Raw genomic sequence first — 13322 nt, forward strand, 5'->3', positions numbered from 1 at the left:
CCGCCATGAATAGCCAAACCGCCGCGTCCCCCTTCAGCCCGGTCACCATCGGCCCGCTGACCCTGAAAAACCGCTTCCTCAAAGCCGCCACCAACGAAGGCATGAGCGCCGGTGGCGTGCCGTCCAGGCAACTGGCCCTGTTGCACGGCGATCTCGCCGGCGGTGGCGTGGCGCTGACCACCGTGGCCTACTGCGCGGTGAGCCGCGATGGCCGCACCTTGCCCAACCAGTTGATCCTCGAACCCGCCAGCCTGCCGCACTTCAAGGCCCTGACCGATGCCGTGCATGCCCGGGGCGGCATGGCCAGCGCGCAGATCACCCATGGCGGCTGCTTCACCTTCATCCGCGAGCGCTCCACCCAGCGGCCGTTGTCGTCCAGTGGCGGCTTCAACAAGATCGGCATGATGAGCGGCATGTTCCTCAAGCAGGCCATGAACGAGAGCGACATGCAGCAAGTGGTCAAGGACTTCGCCCAGGGCGCGCGCCTGGCCCGCGAGGCCGGCTTCGATGCGGTGGAAATCCACATGGGCCACGGTTATTTGCTCAGCCAGTTCATCTCGCCGCTCTACAACAAGCGCCGTGACCAGTACGGCGGCAGCCTGGAAAACCGCCTGCGCTTCCCGCGCCGGGTACTGCGGGCGGTGCTCGATGCCGTGGGCCAGGAGATGGCCGTGATCTGCAAGTACAGCGTCACCGAGGGCACCCGCGCCGGCAACAGCGCCGACGACGGCGCGCGGATCGCCCGCATGCTGGAAGAAGAGGGCGCTCACCTGCTGGTGCTCAGCGCCGGGATGAACGCCGAATCCATCACCACCATGTTCGGCTCGTCCTTCCCCAAGGAAAACCGCGTGCAGCAGAAAAACCCGGTGATTGCCCTGGCCATGGCGATCCAGCGCATGACCGATCCGGTGGTGGAGTTTCACGAACTGTACCTGCTGGAGCATGCCCGCAAGGTTCGCGCTGCGGTGAAGATGCCCCTGGCGTACCTGGGCGGCGCCAAAAGCCTGAGCAGCATCGAGCAGGTGATGAGCGAAGGCTTCGACATGGTCGCCATGGGCCGGGCGCTGATCGCCGAGCCAGGCTACGTGAACAAACTGGCCAACGGCGAGGGCCGTAACAACCGGTGCACGGCGTGCAACCGTTGCGTAGCGATGATGTACACGCCGGGCGGGACTTCGTGTGTGCTGGGCAAGCCGGGGGATGCGGCGTTGAATCGGGTGCCGGCGGCGGGGTGAGAGCGCCTGGCGTTCTCGCCTGAGTTTCTAACCCAGCAGCTTCGCCTTCCAGAACCGCTCGAAATGCTCCCGCCGCTGCGGGTAGCTGGCAGTCGCCTTGTTCACCACCGCCGTGATCCGGTTGACCACCTGCGCATCGCTGCCCTGATCGGCAATGTTGTACAGGTGGTTGTTCAACCAGAAGCTGACGGCTGAACGGGTGGCGTATTTCATCGACAGCAGCAGGTCGGGGTCGGCGAGGAAGTCCGGTCGGTCCTGCGGCCAGTGGGCACTGTGCTGGTCGTGCCAGGCCTGGAAGCGGCTGTAGTTGTAGCGCCCGGTCAATTGCTTGAGCCCGCGACCGCGGAAGTTCCAGCCGTCGCCGCTGGTGTGCTCGCCGTTGCCCAGGTCCTTGCGCCCGCCATAGGCGAAATTGGCGATGGCCTCGAAATCGCTGCGCGCCATGGGTTTGCCGTTGGCTTTCAACCAGCCCGTCCTGTTCTCGTAACCGTGCTCGCAGGCCTTGTCCGGATGGCATTTGAAATAGCTGAAATACTGGGTCAGCACGCTGGCCTTGTAGATGAAGTTTTCTTCGACCACCAGCTTTTCACCCGTTTCCTGGCGGATCTGGGCAAAGAAGTGTGCCCGGCGCAGGGACGTATCCAGTTTGTAGAAGTCGAGATGGGCATTGAGCTCGTCGGCGATTGCCTCCAGATCGCAATGGCGAGCCGGCGGTACGCCGGGGAACAGTTGCTTCATCAGGCAGAGGCTGAACTGGAAGCCGGGAGTAGGTGCGGCGACAGGCGCAGACACGGGCTCTGCGGCGACTGGCGGTGCGGGCGCAGTGGCTGGCTTGGGCGGTGCCAGGGGTGCCAGGCCTTGGGGTTTCGCGTCCTTGCCTTTGGCCTTGCTGGAAAACAACGGAAAGAACCGGCTCATGGCACTTCGCCTCCATGCGGGAATTCGCAGACGGTGCCGCATTGGCCGGGCGGTGGCAAGTGCCTTGATCGAAGGGCCGCCGGGCGGCCCTGAAAAACGGTCAACCGTAACGCAAAAACTCCAGGCAACTGCGGTTGAACAGCTCCCGATGCTCTACCTGCACCCAGTGCCCGCACTGGTTGAGCACGATAAACCGCGCTTTCACCGCGCCGTCGATGATGCGCTGGGCGCCGCTGACCGGATTGAAGTTGTCGTTACTGCCCCAGAAGCCGAGGATCGGGCACTGGATTTCGCCAAGGCGGCTTTCCATGTTCGGCACCATCATCGTGCTGAACAGGTTCTTCGGTTGCAGCACGGCCACGGCGACGCGCTCGAGCAGCAGGTCTTCCGGCAGGATCGACGGGTCGAACAACTGCAGGCTCATCATGCTGCGCATTTCTTCCAGGCCGATGGGGCCGGCATTGAACAGGCTGACCATGCGCAGGATGCCCGGCATCTGGAAGTAGGTCTCGCGCTCTTCGACGCCGCCTGGCGCCAGCAGGATCAGTTTTTCCGCCAGTTGCGGGTGACGCAGCGCCAGCCCCAGGGCGATGGCGCCGCCCAGGGAGTTGCCGAGCAGGGTGCAGCGCTCGACGCCGATCTGCTCCAGGAAGCTGCCCACGCACTCGACGAAGAACGCCAGGTTGTACTGCACGTCATCCGGCTTGTCGGAGCGGCCGAAACCCGGCAGGTCGAGGAGGATGTTGCGGTAGCCGGCGGCGACGAAGTCCGGGGCATTGCCCTTGAAGTTGCTGTGCCCGCTGGCGCCCGGGCCGCTGCCGTGCAGCCACAGCACCACAGGGCCTTCCCCTTGGTCCAGGTAGTGCAGGCGCAGGCCGTTGGGCAGGGTCTGGTAGTGCCCGACGGGCAGGGGCAGGTCGACGGGTTGGTTCATGAGGCTCTCCAGGTCAGCTGATGGATGCGCAGGCCAGGCCGGACGAGGTGGATGAGCGAAGGGGTAAGCCCCGTCCGGCCTGGCATGCGCTACTGGATGCTCGGCGTTGCGCGGGGGCACGGCATCGTCCATTCAGACCACATGGTGCTTGCGGCCCGCTAGTCCTGTTGGACGATGTTCACGCCCCGCGCCGGCCCAATCATGCCGGGGAAGCCCGCCGTCTGCGGGCCGCGTCGAACAATCCAAGGAGAACGTCATGAAACTGCAGAACAAGGTGGCCTTCGTCACCGGCGCCGCACAGGGCATGGGCCAGGCCATCGTGCGCCGGTTCGTCGCCGAAGGGGCGAAGGTGGTGGCCGTGGACCTCGACCAACAGGCCCTGGCCAGCAGCCTGGCCGATCTGGGCGACAGCGTCGTGGCGCTGTCCTGCAACGTGGCCGACAGCGCGTCGGTGGCCGATGCCATGGGGCAAGTAGAGGCGCGTTTCGGCGGCCTGGATATCGTGGTCAACAATGCCGGTGTCGGTGCTCTCGACAGTTTTCTCGACACCCCCGACGAAAGCTGGGCCCGAGTGATCGGCGTCAACCTCGGCGGTACCTTCCTGTGTGCCCGCGAAGGCGCCCGGCTGATGGTCAAGGGCCAGCGCGCGGGCACCATCATCAACCTCTCCAGCACCGCCGCGCTCACCGGCGAAGGCCCCAGCCATTACTGCGCGTCCAAGGCTGCGGTGATGGGGCTGACCCGTGCCATCGCCCGTGAGCTGGCGCCCAGCGGCATCCGCGTCAACACCCTGGTGCCCGGTCCGACCAACACGCCGATGATGGCCGGCATCCCCGACGAACACATGCAGGCGCTGCTGAAGAATGTACCGCTGGGGCGCATGTGCGAGACCGACGAGATCGCCCGGGTGGCGGTGTTCCTCGCCAGCAAGGACGCCAGTTTCATGACCGGACAGAACATCGCCGTCAACGGCGGCATGGCCTTTATCTGAGGAACTTTCATGAGCAAGCGTCTGCAAGGAAAAATCGCCTTCGTCACCGGTGCCGGGTCTGGCATTGGTGAAGCCACCGCCCTGCGTTTCGCCGAAGAGGGCGCCACCGTGGTGCTCTGCGGCCGCCGGCCGGAGCCGCTGGAGGAGGTGCGCGAGCGTATTCAGGTCGCCGGTGGCCAGGCGGAGATCGCCGTCGCCGATGTCAGCGACGAGCAGGCTTATGTCGCTGCGCTGGAAGCTACGGCCAGCCGTCACGGCCGCCTCGACATCCTGGTCAACAACGCCATGGCCTACACCTGGGGCGGGATTGACAGCATGACCACCGCCGACTGGCACGCCAACTTCAGCACCACCGTGGATGGGACGTTCTGGGGCACCCGCACCGCCATGCGCCTGATGCGTGACAACGGTGGCGGCGCCATCGTCAACATCGCCTCGATCTGCGGCCTGTTCGGCACGGCCTGGATGGCTGGCTATTCGGCGGCCAAGGCCGCGGTGATCAACTTCAGCCGTGCCGCCGCCAGCGAAGGCGCCCCGCACAAGGTACGCTGCAACGTGGTGATCCCTGGCGTGGTGGATACCCCGGCTACTGCCGGCATGCTCAGCGACGCCAGGGCCAGGGCCAATACCGAGAAAGTCATCCCGATGAAACGGGTCGGCCTGCCTGTAGAACTGGCCAATGCCATCCTGTTCCTCGCCAGCGATGAAGCCTCCTACGTGACCGGCGCGAGTCTCAGCGTGGACGGCGGTCGCAGTTCCGACCTGTACACGGTGCTGGAGTGAGCATGAACGACGCTTCGCTGCTGCAACGCATCGACCGCCTGGAGTCGCTGGATGCCATTCGCCAGCTCGCCGGCAAGTACGCCCTGGCCCTGGACATGCGCGACATGGACGCCATGGCCAACTGCTTTGCTGCCGACGTGCGGGTCGGGCGTGACAAGAGCGGGCGCGCCCACCTCAAGGCGTGGCTGGATGAAACCATGCGCAAGCAGTTCCACGGCACCTCGCACCATCTGGGCCAGCACATCATCGAGTTCAGCGACCCGGACCACGCCACCGGCGTGGTCTATTCGAAGAACGAGCATGAGACCGGGCCCGAGTGGGTGATCATGCAGATGCTGTACTGGGATGACTACGAGCGCATCGACGGCCGTTGGTGTTTCCGCCGGCGCCTGCCGTGCTACTGGTACGCCACCGACCTCAACAAGCCGCCGATCGGCGGCCTGAAAATGCGCTGGCCGGGGCGTGAGCCCTATGCCGGCACCTTCCATGAGCTGTTCCCGTCATGGGATGCGTTCTGGGCCAACCGGCCGGGCAAGGATGAACTGCCGCAGATCGCCGAACCGGCGCCGCTGGAAGGCTTCCTGCAAACCCTGAGGCGTGGGGCGGGGGATCCGAAGATCAGGGTACGTTGACCGGTTCGGCCCCACAGGTACGGCGCTTGGTGTCAACGCGGCGCGTACCCTGTGGGGAGCTTGTCGGGGCGCCGAACCGTCGCGAACGGCGGCGCAGCCGTCGTAGAGCCTGAGTCCCTGGTCAGCCTGATACACCCGGGATACAGGCTTTATGGCCGCTGCGCGCCCAATCGCGGCTAAAGCCGCTCCCACGAGATGAGTGACAGGCAACGAACTGTATGAGCGAGCTTGTCGGGGCGCCGAACCGTCGTAAACCCTGAGTCCCCGATCAGCCTGACGCACCCGCTGTGGGAGCTGGCCTGGCCGGGGCGGCGAACCGCAGCGATGAATCCCGGCCAACACCCAACCGGATGTTACTGACGTACCTCCCGCGGCATCCCCAGCGCCCGCTCCGCGATCACGTTGCGCTGGATCTCGTTGCTGCCGCCATAGATCGTGTCCGAACGCGTAAACAGGAACAGTGACTGCAGCCGGCTCAGTTCATAGGGCGCGCCCTCCAGGATCTCCGCGTCCGGCCCCAGTACATCCATCGCCAGCTTGCCCAGTTCGACATGCCAGCTGGACCAGGCCAGCTTGTAGATCATCGCCTCGCGGGCCAGGCGGCCGTCCTGCGGGCCGGAGAGCATGCGCAAGGAGTTGTAGCGCAGCACCCTGAGCCCGGCCCAGGTGCGGGCGATACGCTGGCGCAGCAAGGGGTCGCGGCCAGCGCCGTTGCAGCGGGCGATGCGAATTACCTCGTCCAGTTCGTTCTGGAACAGCATCTGCTGGCCCAGGGTAGAGACCCCGCGCTCGAAACCGAGCAGGGCCATGGCAATCTTCCAGCCGTCACCGGGCTCGCCGATCATGTTCGCCACCGAGGTGCGCGCCTGGTCGAAAAACACTTCGTTGAACTCGCTGGTGCCGGTCAGTTGCCGGATCGGCTGCACGCGGATCTGTTCCTGGTGCATCGGCACCAGCAGGAACGACAACCCCCGGTGGCCGCTGCTGCCGGCTTCGGTGCGGGCCAGCACGAAGCACCAGTCGGCTTCATGGGCCAGCGAGGTCCAGACTTTCTGGCCGCTGATCAGCCAGTACTCACCGCTGTCATCGAGGCGAGCGCGGGTCTGCACGTTGGCCAGGTCTGAACCTGCGCCAGGCTCGGAATAACCCTGGCACCAGAACTCGCGACCGCTGAGGATGCCCGGCAGCAGGCGGCGCTTCTGGTCGGCATTGCCGAAGGCCGCGAGGGTCGGGCCCACCAGGCCTTCGCCGATATGCCCCATGCGTCCCGGGCCGCCGGCGCGGGCGTACTCCTCATGGAAGATCACCTGCTGGCTGATGCTCAGGCCGCGTCCGCCGTGTTCCCGGCTCCAACCGACACCGGTCCAGCCGCCAGCGGCCAGTTCCCGCTCCCAGGCTTTGCGTACGTCGGGAAAGCTGTGCTCGTCGCCGGGCCCACCGCGAAAACGCAGCGCCTCGAACTCGCCACGCAAGTGTTCAGCCATCCAGCCGGCGATTTCGTCGCGGAACGTCTCGTCCGCGCTGTTGAATCCGATTTTCATGCAGGTTCTCCCAGAAGCAGCGAGGCCAGGCGCTCGCTGTGCCAGGCCGGTGTACCGAGCCACTGCTCGCCGGCGCGGGCGCGTTTGAAATACAGGTGCGGGTCGTATTCCCAGGTGAAGCCGACGCCGCCGTGCAACTGGATCGACTCCGCAGCGCAGTGGAAAAAGCTTTCGCTGGCGTGGATCTTGGCGGTGGCCGCTGCCGTGGCCAGTTCCGCGGCCGGCGCGGCTTCCGCAGATGCAGCCAGCCGCCCATCGGCAACGCATGCCGCGTACCAGAAGGCTGAGCGGGCACACTCCACTTTGAGCATCATGTCGGCGCAGCGGTGCTTGATGGCCTGGAAGCTGGCGATGGGGCGGTTGAACTGCTTGCGTTCGCCGATATAGGCCAGGGTCAGGTCCAGCACCTGCTGGGCGCCGCCAGTCTGTTCGGCGGCCAGGGCGATGGCGGCGATGTCCAGCACATCACGCAATAGCGGCCAGGCTTCGCCAGCGGTCCACAGCAACGCCGTGCTATCGACGTGCACGGCTTGCAGTTCGATGCGAGCCAGACGCCGGGTCTGGTCGAGGGTGGGCAGGGCGGTGCGCTGGACACCAGGCGTGTCGGCGGGCAGGGCGAACAGGCTGATGCGCTCTTCGCCCTGACTGCCAAGGTCACGGGCGGCGACGATCAACAGATCGGCCTCGGCGCCGTCGAGTACCTGGGCGTAGCGGCCGTCAAGCCGGTAACCACCGCCTTCGGGCAGCGCGGTCACCTCGATGGCCGAGGCCTCCATGCCGCTGCCCCAGGCCAGGGTGGCGCGGGTTTGCCCGGCGGCGATGGAGGTCAGCCAGGTGTCCTGCAGCGGCGGGTTGTCGGCCAGCATCAAGGCCGGGGTGGCGAGGCAGGCGGTGGCGAACAGCGGCGAGCCGAGCAGAAAGCGCCCGCATTGCTCCTGCAGCAGCGCCAGCTCGACGAAGCCCAGGCCCATGCCGCCGTAGTGCTCGGGCACCATCAACGCCGGCCAGTAGAGCTTCTGGCCGATCTGTCGCCACAGCGCCGGGTCGTAGCCCCCGGTCCGCTCCATCGCCACACGCACTGCCGCCGAATCGCTGGCCTGAGCCAGGAAACGCTCGGCGCTGTCGCGGATCATCAATTGTTCTTCGGTAAAGGCGAACTCCATAGGGCGAGTCTCTGCGGGACGGAAAGATGCCGCAGTCTAGGAGTGGCGGTCTGGGGGGCGAATCATTGGAATGGACTAGTCCCTGTTAGTCGGGACAACGGGTAACGGGAGCGAGGTGCAGGGCGAGAGTATTGATGTGTTTTCGAGATCGAGCGCCGCCCGCGCGGCGCATCGCCGGCAAGGCCGGCTCCCACATTTGTTGCAACGTGCCTATGTCTGTAAGGGCAAGGTTGACCACTTTGTTGGTACGACACGATATCGAGTCCAGCCCGACAGCTTCCCCACGATGGATCGCCAGGCACCAAAGGCGGGCAACGCAACGCTCACAGGCCATGGCACGTTGCAACTGAGCTGCGCCCCAAAAGTTGGACATTAGGTGCGTAAAGCTACGCGGCCTGGTTTCTGTAAGCCACAGGACTCAGGCCGCCAAGCTTCATTTTGATACGTTCATGGTTGTAATAACGAATGTACTCATCAATCCCAGCACGGAGCTGGTCGATTGTCTTGACGTGTTCCCGGTAGAAATACTCCGCTTTCAACGTGCCAAAAAAGCTCTCCATCGCGGCGTTGTCCAGGCAATTGCCCTTGCGCGACATGCTTTGCTCCAGGCCCGTATCCTTCAAGCGCTGGCGGTAGTCAGGGTATCGGTAGTGCCAACCTTGGTCCGAGTGCAACATCGGTTTGCTGTCAGTCGGGAGTTTCTTCAGTGCACGCTCAAGCATTGTTCCCACCAGGGCATAGCGCGGTCGCGTGTCAGTCTGGTAGGCGACGATTTCCCCGTTGTACAAGTCCAGAATCGGCGAAAGGTAGAGCTTCTCGCCAGCGACCTTGAACTCCGTAACATCTGTCACCGGGGTCATGCCGAGATAAAGGAAAATTAGGACATACGCGCTGCAACTGATTGTATTTAAATATCTTTCTAGCGTCGCTAAGTTACTCAGGATGGGCTTTATAGGATTTTATAGTCAATTATAGAATCGGCTCTGAACGCCTGATTGAAGTTATGCCGAGGTAAGGGGGGAATCAGGGGTATGCCGAGATGAGGCAAAAATTAGTGCATTCGTTCTGTAACTTGCTGTATTTAAACGAACAGAATGGAAGTCCTGCTCAAGCGAAGGCGCGCTTAGCGCAATGGCTTCAGCCTGATACCGCTGAGGATCAGTTCGGCCTGCTGCGAATTAAGTAGGCCGATCTGGAGTTGGCAAAGGCACCGGGGTGTCGGTATCAAGGCTCTGAGCCCAGGTCTCGACCAATGCGTGATCGATCACCAAACCCTCGCTCACGTCGGCTAATGCCTCGCGTGTTAGATCAGCGAGTCGTTGGTCGTCATTTGTTGAGTTGGCCATTCCGCGTCCATTTTGCCGTGCCCTGCTGCTAGCTTACGGGCGTTGGCTCTGAATAGCCCGTCTTCACGCCCTGGGTGGCGGCGTAATGGCGGGTTTGGAAAGCCAGGACATCCTGCATCTGCTTGCTGACGTCCTCTTCAAGCCCCCATTCATAGGCCAGCTTGTCGAGTTGGTAGCGAGAGACAAGCTGGGTCGCACGAGGTGAGCGTTCTGCTGGTTTCAGGTTCGACCAACTGCTGACAAAGCCTTTTAGGTGCGCGGCTTTGTCCGTTGATACACAGGGAAAGCGACGCAGCAGGTCGACGAGATAGAGGGCACGCAGCTTCTGTTCAGGCTCGCGCAGCTTGCCTGCCACTTCACGCTGCAGTACTGGCACGAGGTCGCGCTCTTCGTACCACAACTGCTTGGCAAGCTCCACAAGAGCATCGGACGCAACTTGGCTAAGACGCTGCTGGGTGACAGTCTCCAGGAGCGTGCCAAAGCTTTGTTTACGATCCAGACGTGGCATCTCGCCCATCCTCCAGGTACTTCGCTATGACCAGTTTCAGGCAGCCTAGCATTGCGCTTCGGTTGCCCACGGCATAATCGATTGCCTCTGTTGCCAGTGTAACAAACTGGCCGACATCGACACGGCCACATTCGATGAGCTGTTCGATATCATATTGATCGTTTTCCGTAAAGCGGCCGAGCTTGGAGATGGCCAGATCCACGCCGGCGGCAACGAAGATATGCAGCGGCTGCTCACCCTCGAAACCCTCCATCGGGATGGCGCGCTCGCGGTAGTCCTCGTGCAGTGGCCCGAGGGCATTGGTGTAGTTCTGGTCCAGGTACACCTGCAAGTCGCGGCCGTCGCCGTCCTCATAACCCTCTGGCGGTGTGTAGACGGCCATGATCTCGTCCTTACGCAGCACGCGGGCCGCCTCGATCTCCGCATCGATGTCCGCGCTACCACGCGCATGGGTGAGCAGGTGCACCGCGCAGCCGCCGAAGACGAAGACTTTGAGCGAGCCTGGCGGATTGCCATCCAGTAGCGGCAAGGCCCGGGCGAACAGATTACCAATGGCCTGGCCCAGTGGCGTAGTCAAACGGACAGGTTCCGCAGCCCCCTCATTGGTAGTCTCAAGTAGTGTCATCTTCACCTCCGCTCAGCGCATAGGCTCAGTGTGCCGGTTCATGTGCTACATGCGCCATCGCTGTTCGCAAGCGGTGCCCCGAGTAGCTTCAGCTGTGTAGTGGCTTCGACCAAGCGCTTCTGCAGGCCCTGCGTCTGCTGCGCCTGAAGCGCGGAGGCTTCGCTCAGCCGGGACACCTCCTCCTGCAATGTGCGACAACGCTGATCAAGGGCTTCATTCGTGCGTTCGGAGCCGGCCAGCGTGCTCTGCAGAGCCTCCAGGGCCTGAGTTTTCTGCGCCACTAGCTGTTGCTGTGCATGTCGCTCTTTTTGCAACTGCCGCGCCTCGGTGAGCAAGCGTGCATTGTCGCGGTTCAGTTGCGTCAGCTCGTCCTGCTTGATTATCAAGGTCTGCTGCAGTTGCCGCAGTTCTAGTTGCAGTTGTTGTACCTGCGACTCGTGTCGGCGTTGTTCCTGCTCACGCTGTTCCTTGCTGGCCTGTCGGTAGTGCTCCAGGGTGTCGCGCGCATGTCGGTGTTTTTCCTCCAGCGAGTGGATCTGTGCGTCGCGATCCTTGTGCCGCTCCTCGAGGTCACGATTAGCCTGCTGTAGGCGGGCGTTCTCGATCTCGGCCTGTTGCCGTTGCTCGCGTGCCTGCTGCAACTCGTGATGAGTGGTCTGAAGCCGTTCCGCGTCGAGCGCGGTCTGGCCTTCCAGTTGTTGGATGCGGCTTTCGGCCTGTCGAAACCGATGCTGGTAATCGAGCCGTTCGCGGGCCAGTTGTTCGCGCTCCAGGGCCACCGCGGCCTGCGCCTCCTCCTCTAGCTGATCTGCCAGTTGGCTGACCAGATTGGCCAGCTGTTCGCTGAGCGGGATCGAAGCCGCATCCCGGCCGCGCTCGGCGTCTTCGAGCTCTTTCAGGTAGCGGTGAATGGTGGTCTTTGAACCGGTGTTGCCCAGCTCGATGCGCACCGCATCAATACTGGGGTGGGCGCCGCGGGCGAGGAGGGCATGCCTGGCTTTCTGCACGACAGCTTTGTTGATTCCACCACGGGCCATGACGGAGCCTCCTAACGATTTCGTTCTGTGGTACATACCATGTAGATACATAGCACTTTATCAAGAATTTCCCTTATTTTCTACCAATAATCTAGAATTGGGTAATCATGAATTATCCAAGGTGATGCGGTGTTTTTGTCGTTTGGCAGTCGCTCACCGGTACACCAAGGGGATGCGCTCAGATGAGCCAGGAGATCGAGCGGTACCTGCAGGCCGGCACTCGTGCCTACACCCGGCGGAGCTATCAGCAGGCGCTTGAGCACTTCGAGGTGACGTGGGGTGGCTTTCTGCCGGCGACTAGCGATACAGTCGTGCGCTATCTGGTCGATCACGCCGCCACCCTGTCCAGCAATACCTTGAAGTTGCGCCTCGCGGCGTTGGCGCAGTGGCATGTCAGCCAAGGCTTCCCGGATCCGACCAAGACTCCGCTGGTCCGCCAGATCCTCAAGGGCATTCGTACTTTGCACCCACGCCAAGAGAAGCAGGCCGAACCTTTGCAGCTGCGCCAGCTCGAACAGTGCGTGTTGTGGCTGGAACAAGCTTTGGAGCAGGCCCGCGCGGAAGACGACTTGCCACGGCTACTGCGCTGTTGCCGCGATCGCGCTCTGATACTGATCGGCTTCTGGCGGGCCTTTCGCAGTGATGAGCTATGTCGCCTACAGGTCGAGCACATCCAGGTGCGGACCGGGAAGGGCATGCAACTGTTCCTGCCCTGGAGCAAAGGTGATCGGGACAACCAAGGCCAGACCTTCAACGCGCCGGCGCTGGCCAGGCTGTGCCCAGTACAAGCCTACGTCGACTGGATCAGTCTTGCGGGTATCGCACGCGGGCCGGTATTCCGTGGAATTGATCGCTGGGGGCACTTAGGTGAGCAGGGCTTGCACCCAAATAGCGTTGTCCCACTCATGCGCGCCGTACTGCAGGCAGCAGGGCTGCCTTCGGAGCTGTACAGTAGCCACTCGCTGCGCCGCGGGTTTGCCACCTGGGCCACCCGCAGCGGCTGGGATATCAAAGCGCTGATGCAGTACGTAGGCTGGAGCGATGGGCAATCCGCATTGCGCTATGTCGAGAGCACAGGAGTGTTCCCTGGGCAACTGAGTGCGCTACAACACATCTCAAACTGGCCCGAGGGACTGCCATAAGACCGCCTTCCGCGGCCCCGATCTGCACCTAGCTGCGCACTGGGAACACCAGCTCGTCATGTGCGGTGCAAATGAGTCGATGATCCAGCACATGGAAAATTGCAGGGTTCTTGGCATCCTGGGCACCCACAAAGAAGAGGTAACTGCGGGATGCCTGCTTGTCTTTTTTGGCTTTTATGTTCTCTTGCCGGGCTATTTCCAGCTCATTTTTCAGTCGCCCGCGGGCAGCTGCTGACCACTCGCTCCAAAGGACGACCACCTGGTAAGGCGTTAGTTTTTTCTCTTCCCATTCGCCCGCGTTGAGTGAAATGGTCAAGTGTTCATGCTACAAAGACGCGCTGAGGGAACGCTGGTCGAGGCAGTCCAGGTTGTACTGCCTGCGAGGCTGAATGGATCCAATGACTGGACGATGGAGAAGCTGACCGAGCTGATAAGGGTCTATGACCGGGACGAACGAGTCTTGGGCT

Annotated in this window: 13 protein-coding genes and 1 pseudogene; 5 read left to right on the plus strand and 9 right to left on the minus strand. The window is 62.8% G+C overall.

The window, feature by feature from the left end; all coding sequences use genetic code 11:
- Positions 1-5 precede the first annotated feature (5 nt).
- The gene (locus AC05QJ_RS16925) at positions 6-1235 is read left to right on the plus strand and encodes an NADH:flavin oxidoreductase (protein WP_476742472.1); all 1230 of its coding nucleotides are present in this window, start codon (positions 6-8) and stop codon (positions 1233-1235) included.
- Between the two features lie 27 nt (positions 1236-1262).
- Here AC05QJ_RS16925 and AC05QJ_RS16930 read toward each other — a convergent pair whose 3' ends face one another.
- Both AC05QJ_RS16930 and AC05QJ_RS16935 read right to left on the minus strand, forming a co-directional pair.
- Positions 1263-2153: a glycoside hydrolase family 19 protein gene (locus tag AC05QJ_RS16930; protein ID WP_476742473.1), complete on the minus strand. Its 891-nt coding sequence runs from the start codon at positions 2151-2153 to the stop codon at positions 1263-1265.
- A gap of 100 nt (positions 2154-2253) precedes the next feature.
- A complete protein-coding gene (locus AC05QJ_RS16935; RefSeq protein ID WP_476742474.1) occupies positions 2254-3087 on the minus strand; it encodes an alpha/beta fold hydrolase in 834 nt (277 codons plus the stop codon).
- A 256-nt stretch (positions 3088-3343) separates the two neighbouring features.
- On the opposite strand from AC05QJ_RS16935, the gene AC05QJ_RS16940 reads away from it, so the two are divergent.
- The 3 genes from AC05QJ_RS16940 to AC05QJ_RS16950 are packed head-to-tail and all read left to right on the plus strand — an operon-like array spanning position 3344 to position 5493.
- On the plus strand, positions 3344-4078 hold the full coding sequence (locus AC05QJ_RS16940) for an SDR family NAD(P)-dependent oxidoreductase (RefSeq protein WP_476742475.1): 735 nt from the start codon (positions 3344-3346) through the stop codon (positions 4076-4078).
- A gap of 9 nt (positions 4079-4087) precedes the next feature.
- Positions 4088-4861, plus strand: a complete 774-nt coding sequence (locus AC05QJ_RS16945; RefSeq protein ID WP_476742476.1) for an SDR family NAD(P)-dependent oxidoreductase — start codon at positions 4088-4090, stop codon at positions 4859-4861.
- A gap of 2 nt (positions 4862-4863) precedes the next feature.
- Positions 4864-5493: a nuclear transport factor 2 family protein gene (locus tag AC05QJ_RS16950; RefSeq protein ID WP_476742477.1), complete on the plus strand. Its 630-nt coding sequence runs from the start codon at positions 4864-4866 to the stop codon at positions 5491-5493.
- Between the two features lie 353 nt (positions 5494-5846).
- On the opposite strand, the gene AC05QJ_RS16955 is transcribed toward AC05QJ_RS16950, so the two are convergent.
- The 6 genes and pseudogenes from AC05QJ_RS16955 to AC05QJ_RS16980 all read right to left on the minus strand — a co-directional run bounded on the left by AC05QJ_RS16955 (position 5847) and on the right by AC05QJ_RS16980 (position 11713).
- Complete coding sequence (locus tag AC05QJ_RS16955; RefSeq protein WP_476742478.1) at positions 5847-7034, minus strand: acyl-CoA dehydrogenase family protein; 1188 nt, start codon at positions 7032-7034, stop codon at positions 5847-5849.
- Positions 7031-8197: an acyl-CoA dehydrogenase family protein gene (locus tag AC05QJ_RS16960; protein WP_476742479.1), complete on the minus strand. Its 1167-nt coding sequence runs from the start codon at positions 8195-8197 to the stop codon at positions 7031-7033. The genes AC05QJ_RS16955 and AC05QJ_RS16960 overlap by 4 nt, the downstream gene beginning before the upstream one ends.
- Before the next feature lie 386 nt (positions 8198-8583).
- Positions 8584-9048, minus strand: a pseudogene (locus AC05QJ_RS16965) (IS3 family transposase); the annotation flags it as partial.
- 523 nt (positions 9049-9571) lie between these two features.
- On the minus strand, positions 9572-10051 hold the full coding sequence (locus AC05QJ_RS16970) for a hypothetical protein (RefSeq protein WP_330074754.1): 480 nt from the start codon (positions 10049-10051) through the stop codon (positions 9572-9574).
- Positions 10032-10676, minus strand: coding sequence for a DUF6036 family nucleotidyltransferase (locus AC05QJ_RS16975; protein WP_003117289.1), 645 nt, complete (start codon positions 10674-10676; stop codon positions 10032-10034). The genes AC05QJ_RS16970 and AC05QJ_RS16975 overlap by 20 nt, the downstream gene beginning before the upstream one ends.
- 38 nt (positions 10677-10714) lie before the next feature.
- Positions 10715-11713: a DNA-binding protein gene (locus AC05QJ_RS16980; RefSeq protein ID WP_004374698.1), complete on the minus strand. Its 999-nt coding sequence runs from the start codon at positions 11711-11713 to the stop codon at positions 10715-10717.
- A gap of 182 nt (positions 11714-11895) precedes the next feature.
- Here AC05QJ_RS16980 and AC05QJ_RS16985 point away from each other — a divergent pair, with 182 nt between their 5' ends.
- On the plus strand, positions 11896-12855 hold the full coding sequence (locus tag AC05QJ_RS16985; RefSeq protein WP_476742480.1) for a site-specific integrase: 960 nt from the start codon (positions 11896-11898) through the stop codon (positions 12853-12855).
- Between the two features lie 28 nt (positions 12856-12883).
- Here the strand turns inward: AC05QJ_RS16985 and AC05QJ_RS16990 are convergent, their stop codons facing one another.
- Positions 12884-13171, minus strand: a complete 288-nt coding sequence (locus tag AC05QJ_RS16990) for a hypothetical protein (protein ID WP_016487034.1) — start codon at positions 13169-13171, stop codon at positions 12884-12886.
- Between the last annotated feature and the right edge of the window lie 151 nt (positions 13172-13322).

Source organism: Pseudomonas sp. TUM25319 (genome assembly GCF_056388475.1).

Bases quoted from the DNA above. Each gene is read 5' to 3' on its own strand.
- AC05QJ_RS16925 (WP_476742472.1), top strand. From the start codon at position 6: ATGAATAGCCAAACCGCCGCGTCCCCCTTCAGCCCGGTCACCATCGGC.
- AC05QJ_RS16930 (WP_476742473.1), bottom strand. From the start codon at position 2,153: ATGAGCCGGTTCTTTCCGTTGTTTTCCAGCAAGGCCAAAGGCAAGGAC.
- AC05QJ_RS16935 (WP_476742474.1), bottom strand. From the start codon at position 3,087: ATGAACCAACCCGTCGACCTGCCCCTGCCCGTCGGGCACTACCAGACC.
- AC05QJ_RS16940 (WP_476742475.1), top strand. From the start codon at position 3,344: ATGAAACTGCAGAACAAGGTGGCCTTCGTCACCGGCGCCGCACAGGGC.
- AC05QJ_RS16945 (WP_476742476.1), top strand. From the start codon at position 4,088: ATGAGCAAGCGTCTGCAAGGAAAAATCGCCTTCGTCACCGGTGCCGGG.
- AC05QJ_RS16950 (WP_476742477.1), top strand. From the start codon at position 4,864: ATGAACGACGCTTCGCTGCTGCAACGCATCGACCGCCTGGAGTCGCTG.
- AC05QJ_RS16955 (WP_476742478.1), bottom strand. From the start codon at position 7,034: ATGAAAATCGGATTCAACAGCGCGGACGAGACGTTCCGCGACGAAATC.
- AC05QJ_RS16960 (WP_476742479.1), bottom strand. From the start codon at position 8,197: ATGGAGTTCGCCTTTACCGAAGAACAATTGATGATCCGCGACAGCGCC.
- AC05QJ_RS16970 (WP_330074754.1), bottom strand. From the start codon at position 10,051: ATGCCACGTCTGGATCGTAAACAAAGCTTTGGCACGCTCCTGGAGACT.
- AC05QJ_RS16975 (WP_003117289.1), bottom strand. From the start codon at position 10,676: ATGACACTACTTGAGACTACCAATGAGGGGGCTGCGGAACCTGTCCGT.
- AC05QJ_RS16980 (WP_004374698.1), bottom strand. From the start codon at position 11,713: ATGGCCCGTGGTGGAATCAACAAAGCTGTCGTGCAGAAAGCCAGGCAT.
- AC05QJ_RS16985 (WP_476742480.1), top strand. From the start codon at position 11,896: ATGAGCCAGGAGATCGAGCGGTACCTGCAGGCCGGCACTCGTGCCTAC.